At 59.6% G+C, this 22,554-nt stretch carries 20 protein-coding genes; 15 read left to right on the top strand and 5 right to left on the bottom strand.

Annotated elements, in window-relative coordinates; translation table 11 throughout:
* Positions 1 to 140 precede the first annotated feature (140 nt).
* The 12 genes from ODJ80_RS08430 (at position 141) to ODJ80_RS08375 (ending at position 12,604) form a co-directional block, all read left to right on the top strand.
* Positions 141 to 1,100: a PhoH family protein gene (locus ODJ80_RS08430; RefSeq protein WP_263041742.1), complete on the top strand. Its 960-nt coding sequence runs from the start codon at positions 141 to 143 to the stop codon at positions 1,098 to 1,100.
* 82 nt (positions 1,101 to 1,182) lie between these two features.
* Positions 1,183 to 1,689 (top strand): rRNA maturation RNase YbeY, encoded by a 507-nt coding sequence (ybeY, locus tag ODJ80_RS08425; protein ID WP_178864650.1) that lies wholly within the window; start codon positions 1,183 to 1,185, stop codon positions 1,687 to 1,689.
* On the top strand, positions 1,682 to 2,191 hold the full coding sequence (locus ODJ80_RS08420) for a diacylglycerol kinase family protein (RefSeq protein ID WP_263041741.1): 510 nt from the start codon (positions 1,682 to 1,684) through the stop codon (positions 2,189 to 2,191). The genes ybeY and ODJ80_RS08420 overlap by 8 nt, the downstream gene beginning before the upstream one ends.
* 86 nt (positions 2,192 to 2,277) lie before the next feature.
* Entirely contained in the window at positions 2,278 to 3,198 is a 921-nt protein-coding gene (gene era, locus ODJ80_RS08415) for a GTPase Era (RefSeq protein ID WP_263041740.1), read from the top strand.
* A 274-nt stretch (positions 3,199 to 3,472) separates the two neighbouring features.
* Positions 3,473 to 4,216 carry a DNA repair protein RecO gene (gene recO / locus ODJ80_RS08410; protein WP_178864653.1) on the top strand — a complete coding sequence of 248 codons (744 nt, stop codon included), beginning with the start codon at positions 3,473 to 3,475 and terminating at the stop codon, positions 4,214 to 4,216.
* 183 nt (positions 4,217 to 4,399) lie between these two features.
* A complete protein-coding gene (locus ODJ80_RS08405; RefSeq protein ID WP_263041739.1) occupies positions 4,400 to 6,754 on the top strand; it encodes an endonuclease MutS2 in 2,355 nt (784 codons plus the stop codon).
* A gap of 113 nt (positions 6,755 to 6,867) precedes the next feature.
* Positions 6,868 to 7,599 carry a class I SAM-dependent methyltransferase gene (locus ODJ80_RS08400; protein ID WP_263041738.1) on the top strand — a complete coding sequence of 244 codons (732 nt, stop codon included), beginning with the start codon at positions 6,868 to 6,870 and terminating at the stop codon, positions 7,597 to 7,599.
* Positions 7,600 to 7,612: 13 nt separating this feature from the next.
* Entirely contained in the window at positions 7,613 to 7,981 is a 369-nt protein-coding gene (locus ODJ80_RS08395; RefSeq protein WP_263041737.1) for a MazG nucleotide pyrophosphohydrolase domain-containing protein, read from the top strand.
* 65 nt (positions 7,982 to 8,046) lie between these two features.
* Positions 8,047 to 9,939 (top strand): molecular chaperone HtpG, encoded by a 1,893-nt coding sequence (gene htpG, locus ODJ80_RS08390; protein WP_263041736.1) that lies wholly within the window; start codon positions 8,047 to 8,049, stop codon positions 9,937 to 9,939.
* Between the two features lie 23 nt (positions 9,940 to 9,962).
* The gene (locus tag ODJ80_RS08385) at positions 9,963 to 11,408 is read left to right on the top strand and encodes a CPBP family glutamic-type intramembrane protease (RefSeq protein ID WP_263041735.1); all 1,446 of its coding nucleotides are present in this window, start codon (positions 9,963 to 9,965) and stop codon (positions 11,406 to 11,408) included.
* A complete protein-coding gene (locus ODJ80_RS08380; protein WP_263041734.1) occupies positions 11,405 to 11,872 on the top strand; it encodes a nucleoside deaminase in 468 nt (155 codons plus the stop codon). The genes ODJ80_RS08385 and ODJ80_RS08380 overlap by 4 nt, the downstream gene beginning before the upstream one ends.
* A 201-nt stretch (positions 11,873 to 12,073) precedes the next feature.
* A complete protein-coding gene (locus ODJ80_RS08375) occupies positions 12,074 to 12,604 on the top strand; it encodes a hypothetical protein (RefSeq protein WP_263041733.1) in 531 nt (176 codons plus the stop codon).
* A 41-nt stretch (positions 12,605 to 12,645) separates the two neighbouring features.
* Here ODJ80_RS08375 and ODJ80_RS08370 read toward each other — a convergent pair whose 3' ends face one another.
* Positions 12,646 to 13,125, bottom strand: a complete 480-nt coding sequence (locus ODJ80_RS08370) for an acyl-CoA thioesterase (RefSeq protein WP_178864658.1) — start codon at positions 13,123 to 13,125, stop codon at positions 12,646 to 12,648.
* A gap of 132 nt (positions 13,126 to 13,257) precedes the next feature.
* Between ODJ80_RS08370 and ODJ80_RS08365 the strand changes: the two genes are divergently transcribed.
* Positions 13,258 to 13,704, top strand: coding sequence for a hypothetical protein (locus ODJ80_RS08365; protein ID WP_263041732.1), 447 nt, complete (start codon positions 13,258 to 13,260; stop codon positions 13,702 to 13,704).
* A gap of 197 nt (positions 13,705 to 13,901) precedes the next feature.
* Here ODJ80_RS08365 and ODJ80_RS08360 read toward each other — a convergent pair whose 3' ends face one another.
* Both ODJ80_RS08360 and ODJ80_RS08355 read right to left on the bottom strand, forming a co-directional pair.
* On the bottom strand, positions 13,902 to 16,478 hold the full coding sequence (locus ODJ80_RS08360; protein WP_263041731.1) for an FAD-dependent oxidoreductase: 2,577 nt from the start codon (positions 16,476 to 16,478) through the stop codon (positions 13,902 to 13,904).
* 1 nt (position 16,479) lies between these two features.
* Entirely contained in the window at positions 16,480 to 16,839 is a 360-nt protein-coding gene (locus ODJ80_RS08355) for a DUF134 domain-containing protein (RefSeq protein ID WP_263041730.1), read from the bottom strand.
* A gap of 264 nt (positions 16,840 to 17,103) precedes the next feature.
* Here ODJ80_RS08355 and ODJ80_RS08350 point away from each other — a divergent pair, with 264 nt between their 5' ends.
* Entirely contained in the window at positions 17,104 to 18,369 is a 1,266-nt protein-coding gene (locus ODJ80_RS08350) for a murein hydrolase activator EnvC family protein (RefSeq protein ID WP_263041729.1), read from the top strand.
* Between the two features lie 62 nt (positions 18,370 to 18,431).
* Here ODJ80_RS08350 and glgB read toward each other — a convergent pair whose 3' ends face one another.
* Positions 18,432 to 20,222 carry a 1,4-alpha-glucan branching protein GlgB gene (gene glgB / locus ODJ80_RS08345; protein WP_263041728.1) on the bottom strand — a complete coding sequence of 597 codons (1,791 nt, stop codon included), beginning with the start codon at positions 20,220 to 20,222 and terminating at the stop codon, positions 18,432 to 18,434.
* 142 nt (positions 20,223 to 20,364) lie between these two features.
* Between glgB and ODJ80_RS08340 the strand changes: the two genes are divergently transcribed.
* Entirely contained in the window at positions 20,365 to 20,916 is a 552-nt protein-coding gene (locus ODJ80_RS08340; RefSeq protein WP_178864664.1) for a TetR/AcrR family transcriptional regulator, read from the top strand.
* Positions 20,917 to 20,939: 23 nt separating this feature from the next.
* Here ODJ80_RS08340 and ODJ80_RS08335 read toward each other — a convergent pair whose 3' ends face one another.
* Positions 20,940 to 22,271, bottom strand: coding sequence for an MATE family efflux transporter (locus tag ODJ80_RS08335; RefSeq protein ID WP_263041727.1), 1,332 nt, complete (start codon positions 22,269 to 22,271; stop codon positions 20,940 to 20,942).
* Positions 22,272 to 22,554 lie beyond the last annotated feature (283 nt).

The following is a 22,554-nucleotide window of genomic DNA, read 5'->3' as shown; positions in this document are numbered from 1 at the left end:
TAAATTTTGGTGGAAATTCATAGTGTTTTCCCTTGAAGTATTCTCCTTTCCTGTGTTATAATAGCTCATAAAGGCAGAGCACGTCAGTTTTTGCGTCTGCCAGAACTAAAAAATCCCAAGAAAACAGGAGATATGCTTAGTTGGAGCAAAAGATCAATTTAGACAGGCTGGAGCAGGCAGAAGAGCTGTTTGGCAGCTTTGATGAGAATATCCGCCTGATTGAAAAGGAATTTGGCGTGGCGCTGGTGGTGCGGGACTCCGAGCTGAAAATCGCCGGGGAGGATCCAGAGGCGGTGGATAAGGCTGCCCGCACGGTAAAAAGCCTGATCACCCTCATCGGCAGCGGGGAGACCCTCACTGAACAGAATGTGCGGTATTGCATCCGTATGGTGGGGGAGGACAGCGAGGACAAGGTGGCCCGCCTGGCGGGGGACTGCATCTGCGTTACCAGCAAGGGAAAGCCCATCAAGCCCAAGACCCTGGGCCAGCGCACCTATTGCGATGATATCAAGAACAACACCATCACCATTGGGGTGGGGCCTGCCGGCACCGGTAAAACGTATCTGGCGGTGGCCATGGCAGTCAACGCCTTCCGGGCCCAGCAGGTGGACCGCATCATCCTCACCCGCCCGGCGGTGGAGGCGGGGGAAAAGCTGGGTTTTCTGCCCGGCGACCTGCAGCAGAAGGTGGACCCCTACCTGCGTCCCTTGTACGATGCCCTTTTCGATATGCTGGGGGCAGAGACCTACCAGCGCTATGTGGAGCGGGGCAGTATTGAGGTGGCGCCCTTGGCCTATATGCGCGGCCGCACCTTGGATGACAGCTTTATCATCTTGGATGAGGCCCAGAACACCACTGGGGAACAGATGAAGATGTTTCTCACCCGGCTGGGCTTCAACTCCAAAATGGTCATCACCGGCGACGTGACCCAGATCGACCTGCCGGACGGCAAGCGCTCTGGCTTAAAGGAGGCCGTGCGCATCCTGAAAGGTGTGGAGGATATCGCCATTTTCCGTTTTACAGAGAAGGACGTGGTGCGCCACAAGCTGGTGCAGGATATCATCCGCGCCTACGAGCGGGCCAGCCGCTCTGCCAAATGAGAGGAAGTTTCCCTGTAAGCATGGGAGAAGAGTTGTAAAAATTTTTTCGGGAACAGCCCCAGAGAAAGGAACGGTGCAGAGAATGGAAAAAATCAGAGTCATCATTTCAAATCAGCAAAAAGCGGTGAAAATCCCCACGGGCATCCGCATGCTCATCCGGCGCTGCTGCCACGCGGTGCTCCAACTGGAGGGATTTAAGGATTCTGCGGAGATCAGCGTCTCCTTTGTAGATAACGACCAGATCCAAGAGATGAACCGGCAGTACAGGAATATCGACGCCCCTACGGATGTGCTCTCTTTCCCCATGGGAGAGAACGGCCAGTATGACACCAACCACGAGACCGGCGCCAAAATTCTGGGGGACATCGTCATCTCGGTGCCCAAGGCCATGGAGCAGGCCAAAACCTATGGCCACAGCTTCGAGCGGGAAATGGGCTTTTTGACAGCCCATTCTATGCTGCACCTGCTGGGGTATGACCACGAGGCCGGCGGCCTGGCCCGGGTGCGCATGCGGGAGAAGGAAGAGCAGGTCATGCGGGAGCTGGGCCTGCCTGCCAGCGCCAGCTACGCCACCTATAACCGTGAGTAATACCGGCCCTTCCGGCAAGCGGCGGGTGTGGCAGAGCTTTGCCGATGCCTTTCGGGGCATTGGCGCCTGCCTTAAATCAGAGCGGAACATGCGCATCCATTTGGTAATGGCGGTGTATGTGCTGTTTTTTGCCTCTCAGCTCTCCTTGAGCCGGGGGGAGATGGCCTGCCTGGTGCTGGCCATCGGCGCGGTGATGGCGGCGGAAGCGCTGAACACCGCCGTGGAAAAACTTTGTGATTTCGCGCAGAAAAATCAAAACCGCTATATCCGCTTCGTCAAGGATGTGGCGGCAGGGGCGGTACTTCTCAGCGCCGTGGGGGCGCTGCTGGCGGGGGTGTTCATCCTGTTCCGCCCAGAGCTTTGGCGCCTTCTCTGGGGTATTTTGGGCCATCCCTTTTCGCTGGGGCTTTTGGCACTGTCCCTGGCGTTGGCGGCGGGTTTTGTCTTTTTAGGGCCCGCTTGGGTGGAAGAGCGCCTTGACAGGCTCCGCCATGGGAAATAAAATAAGTAGAGTTATTATCGTGAGCTTTGGGAGGCGCCGCGGTTGCCGCGGTGCCCCCTTGTGCTGTACAGAAAGGGAATAAAACTATGGAATATAAGGGTTTGCCAGAGGAGCGCTCAGCGTTTATCGCCATTGTGGGCCGCCCCAATGTGGGAAAGTCCTCCCTTTTGAACCGGCTGGTGGGAGAGAAAATCGCCATTGTTTCCCGCAAGCCCCAGACCACCCGCACCCGCATTATGGGGGTGCTCACCCAAGGGGAGGACCAGCTGGTGTTCCTGGATACTCCAGGGCTTATCAAGGCGAAAAACTCCCTGGGAGAGTATATGGTCAAATCGGTTACCCGCACGGTGGACGGCGTGGATGCCTGCCTGCTGGTCACAGAGGCGGGGGCCCCTTTTTCCAAAGCGGATGAGGAACTCATCCGCCGCTTTCAGGGCGGGAAGATCCCCGCGGTGCTGGCTATCAATAAGATTGACCTGCTGGAGGACAAGAGCGTCCTCATGGAGCAGATCGCCCAGTATGCAGGGCGGTATGATTTCCAGGCGGTTGTGCCCGTCTCCGCCCGGGATGGCAGCGGCATGGAGGACCTTCTCTCTGAGTTGAAAGGCTTGTGCATGCCTGGCGGCCACCTGTTCCCAGAGGACACCCTCACCGATCAGCCAGAGCGGGTCATCGCCGGGGAACTGGTGCGGGAAAAGACCCTTCGCCTGCTGGACAAGGAGGTCCCCCACGGGGTGGCGGCTGTCACCGAGCGCATGAAAGACCGGGACGGTATTCTGGATATCGACGTGACGCTCTATTGCGAAAAGCCCGGCCACAAGGGCATTCTGATCGGCAAAGGCGGCGCTATGCTGAAAAAAATCGGCACGGCCGCCCGGCAGGACTTGGAGCGGTTCTTTGGCTGCAAGGTGAACCTGCAGCTTTGGGTAAAAGTGAAGGAGGACTGGCGCCAGCGCCCAGAGACGCTGCAGAGCCTGGGCTTTTCAGAAAGGGATCTGGAGCTTTGAGGGCGGCCAACGGGGGCGGTAAGCACAAACAGGCCGCGAATGATGGCGCAGCCTGTCGAACAAACAAATCTTTTCCTGTCATAGCCGGGGAACTTCCGCAAATACTCTTCTTGTAGAAGGGGCTGCTTGCCCTTTTGGAAGGGGGAAGTCTTTGTGGATGTGAAACAAGCATGGGAGCTTTTTTGCCGGACAGGCAGGGTGGAGGACTACATCCATTATTCGCAGATGAAAAATCGGCTGGACGCGCGCAAAGGTCCAGCCGGGGAGGCGCCGCATGCAGCTGAAGACCCAGGGGCTCATCATCAAGGAGCAGACTGTGGGGGAGAGCGACCGCCTGGTGACCATCCTTACCAGGGATGAGGGCGTTGTGCGGGCATTTGCCCGCCGGGCCAAAAATTTAAAGGACAGCAAAAACGCCGGAACCGGCCTTTTGTGCTACTCCCGCCTGAAGCTCTCCCGGGGGCGGGATACATACAATGTAAACGAGGCCTTCCCCATCGAGGTGTTCTTCGACCTGCGCAGGGATATCACTGCTCTGGCCTTGGCCCAGTATTTCTGCCAGCTGGCGGTGGAGCTGGTGCCCGAAGGGGTGGAGTCCGCCGATTTCCTGCGGCTGGTGCTCAATGCCCTGCACTTTCTGTGCAGGGGGACACGGCCCCAAGCGGTGTTGAAAGCCATCGTAGAGCTGCGTATGCTCAGCGAGGCGGGCTATATGCCCAGCATCGCCTATTGCGCCCATTGCGGCGCCTATGAAAGCGAGCGCATGTACTTTAAAGTCAACCGGGGAGAAATCTATTGTAAAAGCTGCTATCTCGACAATGGGGACCCCTGCGCCCCCTTGTCCCCGGCGGCTCTCACAGCCATGCGCCACATTGTTTTTTCAGACTTTGAAAAAATCTTCTCCTTTGACCTTTCCTCCGGTGCCCGGCAGGAGCTGGCTGCTGCGGCAGAGGCCTATACCATGCAGATCCTGCAGCACCGGCCCAAGACCTTGGACTTTTACTACAGCCTGCTGTAAGCGGGGCGTTCAGGAAAAGCCGGCAGGAGGCGCTGTGAATTGCTGCGGCGGACAAAGCTGCCTGCCGTCCTTTGGGCTGGATTGCCCGCTGGAGCTGCTGGATGAAGCGTAACCTATTGTAAAAAATATTATCGGGCAATGGGCCGGGACCTCTCCCGGGGCATTGCTGTAAGGATCGAGATTATGGACAAGCATACCAAAGCTTTAGAACTGGATAAAATTTTAGAGATGGTGGCTGGAGAGTGCTCCAGCGCCGATGCGGCGGAGCTGGCCCGAAAGCTGGAGCCGGTCCACACCGCCGGAGAAGCCCAGTGGCTCCTGCAGGAGACCGACGCCGCCTTTGTGGCCATGGCCAAATTTGGCGCGCCCTCTTTCTACGGCATGAAGAACGTCACCAATCCCCTGCGCCGGGCCCAGGCGGGGGGCGGTTTGGGTCTGCGGGAGCTGCTGGATATCGGCGCCACCCTGCGGACCATTCGGGGGTTGACCCAGTGGTGGAGCAAGAGCGAGAGCGTCCGCACGGCCCTTACCGGCCGGTTCCAGGTGCTGGCCCCCAACAAGTATTTGGAGGAGAAGATCTTCACCTGCATCGTCAGCGAGGAAGAGGTGGCGGACAATGCCTCTCCGGCGCTGGCGTCCATCCGGCGGAAGATTCGTGCGGCCTCTCAGCGGGTGCGGGACCAGCTGGACAAGCTCATCCGTTCCCCCGCCCACCAGAAGCACCTGCAGGAGAACATTGTCACCCAGCGGGGCGGACGTTATGTGGTCCCGGTGAAGGCGGAGTTCCGGGGGGAGGTGCCCGGCCTGGTCCACGACACCTCTGCCAGCGGGGCCACGGTGTTCGTGGAGCCCATGAGCGTGGTGGAGCTGAACAACGAGATCCGGGTCCTCCGCTCCGATGAGCAGGAGGAGATCTCCCGCATTTTGCTGGAGCTCTCCGGCGAAGCGGGCTCCTTTGCCGATTCCATCATTGAAAGCTACAACTATGCGGTGCAGCTGGACCTGATCTTCGCCAAGGCCCAGGTGGCCTACAAGATGAAGGCTGTGGTGCCCCAGACCGGCGAGGACGGGAAAACCATTCTCCACGCCGCCCGGCATCCCCTGATCGCCAAGGAGAAGGTGGTGCCCACAGAGATTACCCTGGGGGACACCTTCGACGCCCTTATCATCACCGGCCCCAATACCGGCGGCAAGACCGTGGCTTTAAAGACCATCGGCCTGCTGACGCTCATGGCCATGTGCGGCTTGATGGTTCCCGCCGGGGAGGGCAGCCGGGTGTCCGTGTTCCGGCATATCCTGGCGGATATCGGCGACGAGCAGAGCATCGAGCAGTCTCTTTCCACATTTTCCTCCCACATGGTGAATATCATCCGCATCCTGCAAGTGGCGGACAGCAGCAGCTTGATCCTTCTGGATGAGCTGGGTGCCGGCACCGACCCGGTGGAGGGCGCCGCCCTGGCCCAGGCCATCATCCAAGAGCTGCGGGGCAAGGGAGTACGCCTGGCCTGTACCACCCACTATGCAGAGCTGAAGGCCTATGCCATTCAGACCCCCGGCGTAGAGAACGGCAGCTGCGAGTTTGACGTGGCCACCCTGCAGCCTACCTACCGGCTGCTCATCGGCGTGCCGGGCAAGTCCAACGCCTTTGCCATCACCCAGCGGCTGGGCATGGACCCCCGCATCGTAGACCAGGCCCGGGAGCTGGTCAGCCGGGAGAGCAACGCCTTTGAGCAGGTGGTGGGCCGCCTGGAGGAAGACCGCCGCAAAATGGAGGACCAGTTGGAAACCCTGCGTGCCTCCGCGGCCAAGGCCCAGCAAAGCGCCCAAGAGGCGGATCGCCTGAAGGAAGAGGCGGAGGCCCAGGCCAAGAAAGAGGTGGAGCGCGCCCGTCAGGAGGCCGCCCAGATCGTCCAAAAGACGCGCCAGCGGGCAGACGCCCTGGTCAATGAGCTGGAGGAGCTGCGCCGCCAGAAGAACAAGCAGCTCTCTGCCGAGCAGAAAGCCCGCCTGCGTTCCGGCATGAAAGACTTGGAAAGCTCTTCCGACCCGGTGCACCAGCGGCGGGATGACAACTATGTGCTGCCCCGGCCCCTGGTGGTGGGGGACGATGTGCTCCTCTACGATATCGACAAAGAGGCCACTGTGCTGGAGGAGCCCAAGGACGGCATGGTGCTGGTGCAGGCGGGCATCATCAAAACCCGGGTGCCCCTGCACAACATCCGCCTGATGAGCAAACGGCAGCTGAAAAAGAAGAATCCTGGCCGCACCGTGACCAAGAGCGTCTCCACGCCGGAGGCTTCTTCCAGCTTGGACCTGCGGGGCCAGACTGTGGAGGAGGCCCTGATGGAGGTGGACAGCTTCCTGGACCGGGCCGCTCGGATGCACCTCTCCCAGGTGACCATCATCCACGGCAAGGGCACGGGCGCCCTGCGGGCGGCCGTGCAGCAGCACCTGCGCCGGTGCGCCCAGGTGAAAAGTTTCCGCCTTGGCACCTATGGCGAAGGGGAAAGCGGCGTCACCATTGCCGAGCTGAAATAGGGAATATTTCCAAATTGTAAAGAAACCAGGACCGCCCTTGCAACAGGGGCGGTTTTGTATTACAATAAAATTTGAATCTATCTTGATGAACAAGAGGTTTTGAGGTGCCCTGTATGAAAGAGAATCGCTACGACGACCCCGTCTTTTTTGAGAAGTACAGCCAGATGAGCCGTTCCCAGCAAGGCCTGGCCGGCGCTGGAGAGTGGGAAGACCTACAGAAGCTCCTGCCGGATTTTCAAGGGAAGACGGTGCTGGATCTAGGCTGCGGCTACGGCTGGCACTGCGTCTATGCGGCGGAGCACGGGGCCGCCCGCGTCACCGGGGTGGACCTGTCCGAAAAGATGCTGGAAGTGGCCCGGGGCAAGACCCATTTCCCCCAGGTGGAATATGTCCACGCCTCCATAGAGGAAGTGGACTTTCCCCCAGAGAGCTTCGATTTGGTGTTTAGCTCTCTGGCCATCCACTATTTAACGGATTTCCCTGCCTTTGTGGAAAAGGTCCGGGGTTGGCTGAAGCCAGGAGGGGACTTCGTTTTCTCAGTGGAACACCCCATCTTCACCGCCTACGGCAATCAAGATTGGTACTACGATGAGCAGGGCAACATCCTTCACTTCCCCGTGGACCGCTATTTTTACGAGGGGCAGCGCCAGGCCGTGTTCCTGGGGGAGAACGTGGTGAAGTACCACCGCACCCTCACCACCTATCTGGACACCCTGCTTACCGGGGGCTTTTCCCTGCGGCGGGTGGTGGAGCCCAAACCGCCCCAGCGGATGATGGACCTCCCCGGCATGAAGGACGAGCTGCGGCGCCCCATGATGCTGCTGGTGGCGGCCGTAAAGCAGTGAGGAGGGCCTTTTTATGGATGGCAACACCACGGTGAAATACCTGCAAAACTACCTGCGCCAGAAGGATTTGGGCTTTTTGGCCCTGGACAGCCTGCCCCCAGGCCCCCAGCGGGAGGCCCAGGAGGAGCGGTTGAAGCACAATTTTTTCCTCAAGTTGGTGGAAGAGGTGGGGGAGGTTTCCGAGGCCATTTTTCACGGGAAGTTCCGCAAGCCCGGCCAGCCCATCAAGGGCACCCTGGATGAGGAGCTGTGGGACGTGATGTACTTTGTCCTGTGCCTGGCAAACCTCTACGGCATCGACATGGAGGAGACCATCCGGGAGAAGGAGCAGCTGAACAACCTCCGCTTCCACGATGAGCGCCCCTTCCAGGCGGGCCGCTGATTTTTTGCTTGCACTCAGCCCTTTGGGCTGTCTGTTCTATATTGGAAAGGAAGTAATTTGAAACCATGGCAATGAAAGAATTTCAGGCAGAATCCAAGCGTTTGCTGGACTTGATGATCAACTCCATCTACACCCACAAGGAGATCTTCCTGCGGGAGCTGATCTCCAACGCCAGCGACGCCATTGACAAGCTCTACTACCGCACCTTGGAGGATGGGGCCACCGGCCTTTCCCGGGAGGACTTTTTCATCCGCCTGGATGTGGACAAGGAGGCTCGCACCCTCTCCATCACCGAAAACGGCATCGGCATGACCCAGGAGGAGCTGGACAACAACCTGGGCGTCATCGCCCGCAGCGGCTCCCTCCAGTTCAAGCAGGAGGCGGAGCAGAAGGAGGATGTGGACATCATCGGCCAGTTCGGCGTGGGGTTCTACTCCGCCTTCATGGTCAGCGACCAGGTCACCGTGGACACCAGGGCTTTTGGCGCAGACGAGGCTTGGCACTGGGAGTCCGAGGGGCTTGCAGGGTATGAGATCACCCCTGGGACAAAAGCGGACCGGGGCACCACCATCACCCTGCACCTGAAAGCCGACACCGAGGACGAGAATTACAGCGAGTTTTTGGACCAGTTCCGCATCCAGCAGCTGGTGAAGAAGTACTCCGATTACATCCGCTATCCCATCCGCATGGAGGTCTCCCACACCCATGTGAAGGAGGGCACCGGCGTGGATGGCAAGGAGCCGGAGTACGAGACCCACACCGAGGTGGAAACCCTCAACAGCATGACCCCCCTCTGGAAGAAGTCCAGGAGCGAGGTCAGCGAGGAAGAGCTGAACGCCTTCTACAAAGAGAAGTTCTACGACTGGCAGGACCCCCTAAAGGTCATCCGCTCTTCCACCGAGGGCGCCGCCACCTACACGGCCCTTCTGTTCCTCCCTTCCCATGCTCCCATGGACTACTATACCCGGGAGTACGAGAAGGGCTTGCAGCTCTACGCCAGCGGCGTGCTCATCATGGACAAGTGCGCCGACCTGCTGCCGGACTGCTTCAGCTTTGTGAAGGGCCTGGTGGACTCCCAGGACCTGTCCCTGAACATTTCCCGGGAAATGCTCCAGCATGACCGGCAGCTGAAGCTCATCGCCAGCCGGCTGGAGAAGAAGATCGCCTCTGAGCTGCAATCCATGCTGAACAACGACCGGGAGAAGTACGAGCAGTTCTGGAAGGCCTTTGGCCTGCAGCTGAAGTACGGCATGTACGACAACTACGGTGCGAAAAAGGACGAATTGAAGGACTTGGTGCTGTTTACCTCCTCCGCGGAGAAGAAGCTCACCACCTTAAAGGAGTATGTCTCCCGGATGAAGCCGGAGCAGAAGTACATCTACTACGGCTGCGGGGAGACCGTGGAGCGCATCCTGGGCCTGCCCCAGGCGGAGGCTCTTCAAGAAAAAGGCTACGAGATGCTGTGCCTGATGGACAACGTGGATGAGTTCGCCCTGCGCATGCTGATGAAGTATGATGACAAAGAGTTCCGCAATATCTCCGCCGATGACCTGGAGCTGGAGTCCGCCGAGGAAAAGGAGAAGACCCAGGCGCTTGCGGAGGAAAACAAGGACCTGTTGGCCTTTGTGAAGGACGCCCTGGGGGACAAGGTGAAGGACGTGCGGGTCTCCGGCAAGCTGAAGAGCCATCCTGTGTGCATCACCACCGACGGCATGATCTCCACGGAAATGGAGAAGGTCATCAATGCCATGCCCGCCCAGGAGAAAATCAAAGCACAGCGGGTGTTGGAGATAAACGGGGAGCACCCCATCTTCCAGCGGCTGCAGGAGCTGTACGCCAAGGACAAGGACCGGCTGAAGCTCTACGCGGAGGTGCTGTATGACCAGGCCCTGCTCATCGAGGGCATCTCCCTGGAAGACCCCTCTGATTTTTCCCAGAAGCTGTGCCAGCTCCTATAACCCATAGAAAGGAGGCTGACTCCGTGAACGATTACAACCTTCCTCCCACAGAACCCCCGGCCCAAGGCTGGCCCCAGGGTGCGCCGCCCCAGGCCCCGGCACAAAGCTGGCCCCAGGGCGTGCCGCCTCAAGCTCCGGCTCAGGGCTGGCCTCAGGGCGTGCCGCCCCAGGCCCCGGCTCAGGGCTGGCCCCAGGGCGTGCCGCCCCAGGCCCCGGCGCAGGGCTGTCCCCAGGGTGTGCCGCCCCAGACTCCGGCGCAGGGCTGGCCTCAGGGCGTGCCGCCCCAGGCCCCGGCGCAAGGCTGGCCCCAGGGCGCGCCGCCCCAGGCTCCGGTGCAAGTCTGTCCCCAGGGTGTGCCGCCCCAGGCCCCGGTGCAAGGCTGGCCCCAGGGCGCGCCGCCCCAGGCCCCGGCTCAGGGCTGGTCCCAGGGCGTGCCGCCCCAGGCTCCTGCGCAAGGCTTCCCTGCGCCTTGGCAAAGCGCTCCCAGTTATGCGCCTCCCTTCAGCCTGCAGCAGGAGGATCCCCGGCGCAGGGAAGCTTCCCATACGCTAAACCATATGTGCCTGCTCTCCTTAGCGCAGACGGGGCTTTCCTTTGTGTGGCAGATTCCCCTGATGCTCCTGCTGTCTGTGCTGGGAGTGGATATCCTCACCAACGCCATGGGATATCAATGGCTTTCCGCCGTGTTGGTGCCCTTGGCCACGGCGCTGCCCTTCGCGGCATACCTGCTCTTCCGGAAGGAAGACCCCGCACATTATCTGAAGTTTGAGCGGGTGGGCTTTACAGGGGGGCTGCTCTGTGTGCTGGCTGGCCTGGCCATCTCCCTGCTGGGGAATTACCCCGCCCTGTTTGTACAGGAGTTTTTTGGCCTTTTTGGGTACAGTTCCTCTGGGGGCTATACCGCCCAGGGGGAAGCCTGGCCGTCCATCCTGCTGGAAATCGCTGTGGTGGCGGTGCTGGTTCCCTTTATGGAAGAGTTTGCCTTCCGGGGGGTAATCCTCTCCTCGCTGCGCAGATATGGCCTGGGCTTTTCCATTGTGGCCTCGGCACTGGTGTTTGGAATGGCCCATTTGGATTTTTCCACGGTGGTGTTTGCCACGATTTCCGGGCTGGCGCTGGGCTTTCTCTACGCTAGGACAAACAATTTGTGGCTGGTGGTGCTCATCCACGGCTTGAATAACCTTATCGCTGTGCTGGGCAGCCATGCGGATTTCCTTTTTGGGGATATGAGCATTCTAATCAGCAACCTGATTGTGTTCGTCCCCATCCTGCTGGGGCTTTTGTCCCTGCTGCTTCTGCTGATTTTCAAGCGGGGCATGTTCATTTCGGCGGGCTCTCCCCGCTATGACGGCCCTGCCTATCCCCTTAAAGCGGGTGAGAGCGCTTCCGCCATTGTCCGCGCGCCAGCCTTCTGGGTGGCGGCAGGGCTGATGGCCCTGTACACCCTCAGCCTGTTTTTTGTGGCATGATGCTGGAGAGGGCCTTCCTGCCCAAGAAGGAATGGATGCTCCGGGCTTTAGAGCTGGCCCGGGAAGCCGCCGCCGCTGGGGAGGTCCCCGTGGGGGCGGTGGTGGTGAAAGCAGGGCAGATTATCGGGGAAGGCCGCAACCGCCGGGAAGCGGATAAGACCGCCCTGGCCCACGCCGAGGTCGAGGCGATTCACCGGGCTTGCCAGGCGTTGGGCACGTGGCGGCTTACCGGCTGCGACTTGTACGTCACCTTAGAGCCCTGTCCCATGTGTACAGGGGCCATTATCAACTCCCACATAAACCGGGTGGTCTATGGCGCGGACGACGAGCGAGCGGGCTGCTGCGGCACCGCTCTGGATCTGTTCGCCCTGCCCTACAGCCACCGGCCGGATATTTACCGAGGCTTCTATGAGGCGGAGGCCAAGGCCCTGTTGCAAGAGTTCTTTCAAAAACTGCGCAAATAAAAGATCACCCCTAAGGAGCGATGCGGGTTTCCTTGGGGGTGATTTTGTTGTTTTTTCTATAAAATTCTTGACAAAAACGGAATATTTGCTATTATTAAACTATAACGATTGAAAACGTGGTGAGCCCCAAGCAAAGTTTTGCCCGTCTTTCAGAAAAGTTGTCCGACAGGAGTTCTGTGCGCTGCGATTGAGGTGGATTCCATGTCAAACAAGATGGTAGTTTTGGCCTTAGCCCTGTGCCTGCTTTTGCTGTCAGGCTGCCAGGCCCAGCAGGAAGACACAATGGAGGGGAAGATCCAAGGGGTGGTGGAGACGGTTTTCACCATTCAAGAGGGGGAGCAGATGGAGCTGCTGCAGGCCTGCTATTCCCAAGAAGCTCTCACCAACCCAGAGCGGGAGCAGGCCTATTATGACTACTTATGGGAAAGGCTCCCCGCCGGGGACTTCACCCCAGAGTGCTATGAAGAGCTGCCCCGGGGGATTCTGGGGAGCATGGGCTTCCCCGGCTTCTGCGCCGCCAGCGGCGCCACCATCCAGCCCCAAGAAGTCCAGGTCTCCCTAACCGCGGAAGAGAGCCGTGTGTACGGTTACACCGCCCAGCTGGAGGTGTCCCTGGAAGGGGAGGCCGCCACCGTGGAGGTGGAGGGCAGAGTGCAGCTGGATGAAGAGGGGAAGATCGCCTTTTTCAAGGCCGATCAGCTGGAAGACCTTTTGAACGCGGTAAACCCATGAAAAAGTGCCCCGCCGTAGGACGGGGCACTTTTTGACGCATTTCAGAAGCGCAGGGCTTTTTCCGCTTTCCGCCGTTCCTTGCGGATACGGGTGCGCTCCTGGGCGGCTTCCCATTCCCGGCGCTCCTCCTCGGTGGTCAGCACCAGCCGGGGCACCTCCACCGGACGCTCGTTTTCGTCCAGGGCCACCATCACCAGGTAGGCCACGTTGATGAGCCGTTTGTGGCCGTTGAGCTCCTCTACATAGGTGCGCACGCACACTTCCATAGAGGTGCGGCCGGTGTAGGTGATGTACCCGCACAGTACAATGGTCTCGTTGCCATAGGCCGGGCCCTCAAAGCGCAGGTTGTCCACAGCGGCGGTGGTCACGTTCCGGTTGGAGTGGCGCCGGGCCACTACCCCGGCCACCACGTCAATCCACTCCATCAGCCGCCCGCCGAACAGCCGCTTGTAGCCGTTCAAGCTGGACTGGGACAAAATCTGCACCTGCTCGGTGTAGGAGTCCCGCACATATTTTTCCATTTCGGCTTCTCCTTTCTTCCATTCGTTCCCGTATCTCAGGGTTTTATTATACCCCATGGCCATGCAGGATTCAACGGGACCATCTTGCAAACGGGCCAGGGTGTGCTATACTAAAGCCCGGGAGGGAATTGTATGGAGAACACAGCGAAAAAGCTTACCCCCAGGAGAGTGGGAAAATGGCTGTTCAAATGGGGGCTTCATGCTTTGGTGACGGCAATCCTTTTGCTGGTGTGCCATGTTGCCCTGAATGGCTGGCCCCTGTTTTTCACCCATCCGGAGACAGAGGACATTCAGTGTGTCGCCGTTACACAGTCCGCCACGGGGGAGACAGTGCGGGTAGATACTTCCAGCCCGGAGATGGAGTTCGAGTTTACCGCCAACCTGCTGGGCTGCCTTTCCTATAAGCCCTTTTCCCGGGGGGAGGGGGAGCCCGCCTGCACGCTGGAATATTCCCTAAAGGACGGCAGCCGGTTCACCATAGGAATCAATGAGACCTCGGTGTTTTATCAGGGCACGTCCCACGCGCTGAAAATGGAGGACTTCCCTTTCAACGCCGTGGAAGGCGTGCTATTCCGATAAAAGGGAGTTTGCAAGAAAAAAAGAGGACCGGTCCCCCGGCCCTCTCTTTGTTTTACGCTGTTTTGCGCGGTGTGTGCCCACGCAAGACCACAGATTTCAAACTGCCCCCTGCCCCAAACGCGGGCCGCAAGCTTGCCTTCCTCGGAAATGGTCTGGGGCGCAGCCCCAATGCGCGGCGATGGTGCAGCGGCACGCTATTAGCAGGTGGCCCCGCCTTTTACGTCCAGCTTCAAATTTTCCTCTTTCCGCTGGAGCAGGCCGTCAGACAACAGCTGCTCCTGGACGTTCTCAAAGCCGATGCGCTCCACCGTGTCGGCGAAGCGCTCGCCCGTCAGGCCCTGCTCCCGGAATAGCAAAATGGCCTTTTCCACAACGTTGAGCACTTCGTCCTTGTCGGTAAAGACCTTCTCCAGGTACCGGCCCCGGGCCACCTTTTTGCCCCAGCGCCCGCCGATGTAGACCCGGTAACCGCTGGTAGAGCCCTCCAAAGCGCCGAAGGGGCACTTGCCCACGCAGCGGCCGCAGTGGTTGCAGGCATTGTCGTCGATGACCACCTTGCCGTCCTGCACCACAGGCACCTGGATGGGGCAGGCGTTTACCACCTGGCACACCTTGCAGCCCCGGCACTTGTCCAGGTTGATGAGAGGCACCTTTTGTCCGATAATGCCCAGGTCGTTCAAATCGGGCTTCACGCAGTTGTTGGGGCAGCCCCCCACGGCGATCTTGAACTTGTGAGGCAGCTTCACCTCATGATAGCCGTGATAGAACCGCTCGTGAATCTCCTCGCTGAGGGCGAAGGTGTCGATGAGGCCGTACTGGCAGGTGGTGCCTTTGCAGCTGACCACCGGCCGCACTTTAGAGCCGGTGCCGCCGGTTTCCAGGCCGCGCTGGGCCAGGAACTCCCGCAGGGGCTCGATGTTGTCAAAGGGGATGTGCTGGATTTCCAGGGTCAACCGGGTGGTCATGGCCACCTGGCCGTTGCCGAACTTCTCCGCCGCTTCGGTGACAGCGGACAGCTCTTCCGCGGTGAGTTTGCCGTTGCGGGTGATGACCCGGCCGTTGAAGCAGTCCGGGGTGTTCTTGTCCCGCAGGAAGCCCAGGCCCTTCACCCGGGTGATTTCCTCGGGGGGTACCGTGGCGCCGGGAGCAGCCACCCGCACCTGGTTGAAGGTGGTGGCGCCCTCCAGCACCAAGGTGTTCTCATAGCCGTAGAACTTCAGCCGGTTCTGCAGGAAGTAGGCCCGCTTGCCCCGGCCGCACACCAGCAGCAGCTTCTCCTCCTTGCCAATGCCTTCGATGGGCCCATCCACTTTGGAGAGGTCCACGAACTTGGCGCCCCGGATGGTGGGCTGGGGGTTCACGTCGATGACGGTGTAGCCCTCGGCCGCCCCGGCGGCGTACTGGGCGGGGGTCATGCTCTGCATGGCGCCGGAGAGCTTGTTCTCCAGCACATACACCGCCTGCACGAAGGGGTGGATGGCCGTAGAGAAGGGCGGCGCGTAAGCCAAGTCTAGGTTTTCAAAGTCCTCCAGCTTCAAGCCCATGGAGAGGCCCACTACGGCGATGTCCACCATCTTGTCCACCGCGCCGGGGCCCAGCACCTGGACGCCCAGCAGCTGGTGGGTGTTCCGGTCGGCAATGAGCTTGGTGATGAAGAACGCCGCGCCGGGATAGTAGTGGGCCTTGTCATCGGTGACAGCCACCACGGTCTCCACGTCGTAGCCGACCTCTTTGGCGGCGGATTCCGTCAGGCCGGTGCGTCCCACGTTCAGGCCGGGCAGCTTCACCACGCCGGTGCCCAGCACGCCGGGATATGTCTTGTTTTCCCCGTTGAGATTCTGGGCCAAGGTACGGCCCTCCAGGTTGGCGGAGGAGCCCATGGGGGAGTACTGTGCCTTGCCGGTCAGGCGGTTCTTCACCAAGGCACAGTCTCCGGCGGCGTAGATATCTGCCACGGTGGTGGCAAGACATTCGTCCACCACAATGGCGCCCTTTTCCATCTGGATGCCGGTGCCCTCTAAAAAGGCGGTGTTGGGCCGGATGCCCGCGGACACCACCACCACACCGCAGGGCAGCAGGCCCCCGCCGGTCTGCACGCCTTCTACCTTGCCGTTGCCCACAAGGGCCGTGGCCTTTGTGCCGGTGAGCACCCGGATGCCCTTCTGGGCCAGGTGGCGCTGGACATATCCCGCCATCTCCGGGTCCAGCACGCCGGAGAGGATTTGAGAGGCTGCTTCCACCACGGTGACGGACACGCCCCGGTTAAAGAGGTTCTCCGCCAGCTCCAGGCCGATGAAGCCGCCGCCGATGACCACGGCCTTCTTCACGCCGTTGGCTTCCAAATAGTCCCGCATGGTGATGGCGTCTTCCGGGGCGCGCATGGGGAACACGCCGTTTAAGTCCACCCCGGGAATGGGCAGCTTTACAGCGGAAGCGCCGGTGGCCAGAATCAGTTTGTCATAGCCGTAGGTTTCCTCTTGTCCGTTTTCCAGGTTCTGGGCGGTCACCACCTTGGCGGCAGGGTCCACATGGGTGGCCTCCCGCAGGGTGCGCACCTCCACGCCTGTAAGGCCCCGGTACTTCTGAGGGGTGTTGACGATGAGCTCCTCCCGGTTCTCAATGGAGCCGCCCACATAATAGGGCAGACCGCATCCCGCGTAGGAGATGTCCGCGCTTTTGGTGAGGACCAGCACCTGGTCCCCCCGGTTCTCCCGCTTCCATTTGGCGGCGGCCTTGGTGCCTGCGGCCACGCCGCCAATGACTAAAACTTTCATTTCATTCATCCTTTCCCTGCCTGTGGCAGCAATGGGGTTCCCCGGCGCACTCCGGCCGGGGGGCTGTGCAGACCATGACGTCGCCGCCCTGAATGACCAGCGGGCGGCCCTCTACCAGGGCCCGGGCCACCTGGCGGCGGCCCTCCTTGTAGATGCGTGTGACGGTGCTGCGTGAAAGATTCATCCGGGCCGCGCACTGCTCTTGGGTAAAGTGGCGGTAATCCAAAAGGCGGATCACCTCATAGGCGTCCAACTTCAGGATCACCGGCTCTTGGCCTTCTGAGCGCCCCTGGGGAAAGAATTCCGTCACAGGGGGCAGAGAGCAGATGCAGCGGCATTTACTGGGCCGGGCCAAGCGCACTCCTCCTTTCGGGTCCCTTTGTCCCTATCTTACCCTTGTTTTGCACATATGTCAATTAAAAAGATAGAACTTCTGCATTTCCTGGCAACAACCTGCGGCAACGGCCAGCGCGGGATGGAAAATCCTGCGGGAATGGACAAAATATCCCGCATTTTTCCCGGCGTTGGTTGACATTTTTTTGAATGCGTGCTAATGTAAAAATGTATTATACCCTGCTATGGGCAGGATGGGAAAGTCCCTGTTAGAGAAAGGAGAGGAAGGCGTATGTCTTCTAAAAAGCGGCGCCTGGCCCGGGGAGTGGCTCTTGCTCTGGCCGTGCTGTTGATGCTTCCTGTGCGCACCTTGGCCACTACGATTGACGAGGTGCAGAACCGGCAGGAAGAACTGAAGCAGGAGAATGAGGACCTGCAGGCCAAGATCGACGCCTTGAAGGAGGATGAGGAGGCCGCTTTGGCCTACCAGGAGGAGCTGACCGGGAAGATCGACGAGAACGAGCAGAAGATCGACCAGGCCCGGGCCACCATCGAGGAGATGAACGGTAAGATCAAAGAGCTGGAGGCCCGGATCTCCCTTTCCGAAGAGAAGTACCAAGGTACCATTGATGCGTTTAAGGAGCGGCTGAAAGCCCTGTACGTCAGCGGCGGCAGCTCCCTGGGTGCGTTGGAGATCCTGCTGGATTCTGAAAGCCTTTCTGAGTTTTTCACCCGCCAGGAGCTGGTGGAGGTAATGGCCCAGCGGGACCAGTCCATGCTGGACCAGCTGGACGCTTACATGGAAGAGACCCAGGGCGACCGGGAGGAGCTGGTGGCCGCCCAGCAGGAGGTGGCCGACTCTAAAAAGGCCATTGAGGCCGCCCAGGACGAGCTGGAGGTCCTTTACGAGGAGAACGACCTTTTAGTGGCCAGCCTGGAGGGCCAGCAGGCCCAGGCCCAAGAGCAGATCGCTGCCAACGAGGCCGAGGACGCGGAGCTGCAAGCCCAGCTGGAGGCCCTCATCGCCGAGCGCAACCGGCAGGAGGAGGAGAAGCGCCAGCAGGCGTTGCAAAACCAGCAGGCCCAGAACGGGGGCTCTGACGGGGGAGAGGGCGCCACACAGCCCTCTGGCGGCACCGGTGTAGAGCCTGTCACTCCCGGCCTGCAAAGCGGCTTTTCGCCCATTTGGCCCCTGCCCGGCGTGGGGGTGGGGAGCATTACCGGCCACTTTGGGGATATGTACTTCAACGGTCCCCACAACGGCCTGGATATCGGCGCCGGCTACGGCACCCCCATCGTGGCAGCCCAGGCGGGAGAGGTCATCTCCGCCCAGTACCACTGGTCCTGGGGCAACAACGTGCTCATCTGGCACAACGAGACCTTCTCCACCCGCTACGCCCACATGAGCTCCATTGCCGTGTCCGCTGGACAGTATGTGGAGCAGGGCCAGATCATCGGCTATGTGGGCAGCACAGGCGAGTCCTTTGGCAATCACCTGCATTTTGAGGTGTATTATGGCGGAAGCCGTGTGGACCCTGACCCCTATTTGGGCATTTAACACTGTATCAGAATGAAAAAGCCCCTCTCCCTGGAAGCGGAGAGGGGCTTTCTCAATGGGTTCTATGGCTCATGGGGCTCAATTTTCAAGAGCATCCCGGAGAAGGGAGGTAGGCTGAACCGGAATTTCCCGCCTTCTTTGGAAAAGGCTGGTTCGGCCTCCGGGGTGCTGCCGCCGTAACGCTCCCAATCTGTGTGGAGCAGCAGGGTCAGGCGGGCGGCGCCAGGGATGTCCAGCTCGTACTCCTCTTGGCGCTGGCTGCTGAAGTTGAACACTGCTGCCAGCCGTTTTCCCTGTGCCCGCCGTTCCAGGGCATAAAGGCACCGCGCCTCCTGGTGGCAGTCCAGCCATTGAAATCCCTCCGGCTGGAAGTCCTCCTGCGAGAGCTCCGGATGGGACAGGTAGAGCTGCTGCAGCTCCTTCATAAAGCGGTAGAAAGCGTCATGGATGGGATACTTCCGCAGCCCCCAGTCCTGCTCCCGCCGCTCGTCCCACTCCCGCAGCTGGCCAAATTCATTCCCCATAAAGTTCAGCTTTTTCCCGGGGTGGACCATCATGTACAGATACATGGCCCGGGCCTGGGGAAATTTGCCCGCATAGCCCCCGTTCATCTTTTGCAGGATGGTAGCTTTGCCGTGGACGACCTCATCATGGGAGAGGGGCAGAAGATACCGCTCGTTGTAGAAATACATCATGGAGAAAGTGAGCTTGTGATAATCCCGGCTCCGATACTCCGGCCCAGTCTGGAAGTATTCCAGGGTATCGTGCATCCAGCCCAGGTCCCATTTGTAGTCGAAGCCCAGTCCGCCCTCCTCCACGGGCTTTGTGACGTCCGGATAGGAGGTGGAGTCTTCGGCGATGAGCATGCAGCCGGGGCAGTGCTCCTTCAGCCCCCGGTTCATCTCCCGGAGGAATGCCGCCCCGTTCCCGTTGACACCCCGGGCCTCCTCGCCCTGCCAGTAGAGGAGGCGGCTGATGGCGTCCATCCGCAGGCCGTCCAGGTGGTATTCCTCCAGCCAATAGCGGGCGCAGGATTGCAAAAAGCTGCGCACCTCCCCCCGGGAGTGCATGAAGTTGTAGCTGCCCCATTCACTGACCCCCACGGCGGGATGGGGGTACTCATACAGAGGGGTGCCGTCAAAAAGGCCCAGGCCGTAAGCGTCCACCGCGAAATGCACCGGAACAAAATCTAAAAGTACGCCAATGCCCTCCCGGTGGAGATGGTTTATCATCTCCTTCAGTTCCCGTGCGGTTCCATACCGGCTGGTAGGCGCGTAAAAGCCCGTGTTTTGATACCCCCAGCTTTCGTCACAGGGGTGCTCGCTGAGGGGCAGCAGCTCCACATAGTTGTAGCCCGCCTCTTTCAGGTAAGGGGCCAGCAGCTCTCCCACTTCATCGTAGCGGTACCAGTCCTCATTTTCTGGGCCCGGCTTTTTCCAAGAGCCCAGGTGCAGCTCATAGATGTTCACTGGCTTATCATAGGAAGCGCTCCGCTGTGCCATCCATTCCTGGTCGGAAAAAGAGTACTCTCCCAGGTCCCGAAGGATGGACCGGTGGTTTGGCCGCAGCTCCATGCCAAAGCCGAAGGGGTCGCAGTGGTCCTGAAAGCCGCCGTTTTGGGTGTAAACTCTGTACTCATACGCCTCTCCCGCCTGAATCCCCGGAAGGGCCAGCTGGTAAAAGTTCCCATCGGCAATTTTCTCCATGGGCAGCTCTTTCCCCTGAATCAGCAGGCTTATGCCTTGAGCGCTGGGAGCAAAGGTGCGGAACACAGCCCCCTCCTCTGTCACATGTCCCCCCAGCCACTGGTAGGCGTCAAAGGCTTTGCCCGTATAGAAATCATACAGCTCCAAAAAATGACCCCCTTACAAATAATTGACTATCGTCTATTATTTTGCTATGATTTCATTGTAAACAGGGGGAAGGGCCCCGTCAATTTTCAATTTTCAGGAAATGTCCACTATTTGACTTTTTGAGAGAAAGGACAACTGCCATATGGATCTGCGCGAGAAAAAAACACTGCGGGCCATCCGCACCGCGTTTTTGCAGCTGCGGGGCCAAAGGCCCTTGGAAAAAATCACCGTTAAAGAGCTGTGCGAGCTGGCAGAGATCAGCAAGGCCACTTTTTATATCCACTACCGGGATCTATATGACCTGTCAGAGCGGCTGCAAAAGGAGGCGGTGGCAGCCATTTACCACAGCATCAGCCACCCGGATTGGGCCGTCAGCTCCCCGGCGGATTTTACCCGAGAGCTTTTTGCCGCCTTTCAGTCCCAAAAGCCTTTGATTGACATTCTCTTTTCCGGAACCCAGGAATCGGTGCTTCCCAAAAGCATTGAAGCGGAGCTGCGCTCTCACATTTTTGAAACCCAGCCCGAGCTGGAAGGGAATGTCCGCTTTAGCACCCTGCTGACCTATGAGGTCCAGGGGGGCTATTACAGCTTTTTTGAGAACAGAGAGCGCTTTGGCGACAGTGCCGTGGCGGAGGAAATTGTCCGGGGCGTGCAGGCTCTTTCCCGAGAGATGGATGCAGAGCCCTCCTTTTAAGAAGGTGGAATTGCAGGGGCCTGTCATGTGCGGCTTAGAGCCCGGCGATAGACAAACCAGGACACCCCCGCCGTAAGGAGCTCTGCCAGCCAGAAGGCGTTCCACACCCCCTCCGGGCCGAAGGCACGGCTCAGCAGGAAAGCGGCAGGAAGGATGAGGACAATATACCGGCACAGGGAGATTACCAGCGAGGGCGTTCCCTTCCCCAGCCCCTCTAAGGCGCCGCAGGAGACGACGGAGACAGAGGAGACCAGAAAGCCCGCGCTGATGATGCGCAGGGCGGCCTCCCCAGCCTGAAGGGCCTCTGGGGTGTGGGTAAAGAGCCCCATCAGCCAGCCGGGAACTGCCAGGCAGAGCAGCGTGCCCAGTGCCATGATGACGGCGCACATGCACAGCACGATTCTGTAAATCTGGCTGACCCGCTTGTGCTCCCCGGCGCCATAGTTATAGCCAATGACAGGCCGCATCCCCTGGATAATACCGTTGGCAGGCAGATAGAGAAAGGTCTGCAGCTTGTAATAGATACCCAACACCAGAATGTACACCTGGGAGTAGCCTGCCAGAATGGCGTTTAGGGCGGAGATGAGCACCGAGGGAAGGGCCAGGTTCAGCGTGGCCGGAATGCCGATGGAATACAACCGCAGGGCCATGCCACTTTGGGGCAGCAGAAAGCGCTTTCGGATTCGGACCCGGATAGGCCGGGCGAAATAGACCGCCAGGTAGATGGCGAGGGTCAAGGTCTGTCCCAGGCCAGTGGCCAGGGCAGCCCCTTCCATACCCATGGGGGAGAAGGGGCCCAGCCCGAAAATGAGGACAGGGTCCAGAACAATGTTGGCCACACAGCCGCACATCATGCTGGCCATGGTGATTTTCATGCTTCCCACAGACTGGAAGAGCTTCTCGAAAACCAGCCCTGCCATGACCATGGGAGTAAAGGCAAAGGCCACAGTGGAATACCGTGTGCCCAGGGAGATGACCTCTTTTGATGAGGTGAACATCCGCAGAAAGGTGGGCATCAGGGCAATGGCCCCTACGGTCAGCACGGCAGCGTGTACCAGAGAGAATACCAAGCCCTGGGTGGCGGCCATGTCGGCCTTGTCCTGCTCTCCTGCCCCCAGGTGGAAGGCGATCACTGCGTTAATGCCCACCCCAAAGCCAATGCCCACCGCGTTGATAAGGTTTTGGATGGGATAGACCAGAGATAGGGCTGTCATGGCGTCTTCGCTGATCTGCGCTACAAAGAGGCTGTCCACGATATTGTACAGGGAGTTCACCAGCATGGAGAGCACCATGGGCAGGGCCATGGAGAGGAGCAGCGGCAGTACAGGCCGATCTTTCATAAAGGCATCGTTCATATGTTGTCTCCTTTGGGGGTGGACTTTCTTCCTCCGGCCCGGATGCGGGCCTAAAAAAAGCCACACAGCTATGACGAAATAGCTGTGTGGCGAAAAGAAGACTGCATCTGGAAAAATCCACCCAAAGTTTTACAAGGTGATATTATACGGGAAAAGCGGGGGACTGTCAAGTGGACCGGCCCTGCATTTTCCCGTCCGGGCCGAAAAGCAAAATCCCCTCTTGACTCTCCTGCAATCTGCCGGTATAGTTGGATAGAGAGGACTTGCGGGCCTCCTTTTGTAA

It is taken from the genome of Acutalibacter sp. LFL-21 (genome assembly GCF_025630755.1).
GTDB lineage: Bacteria > Bacillota > Clostridia > Oscillospirales > Acutalibacteraceae > Acutalibacter > Acutalibacter stercoravium.
This window is presented reverse-complemented; position numbering and strand designations above follow the sequence as displayed.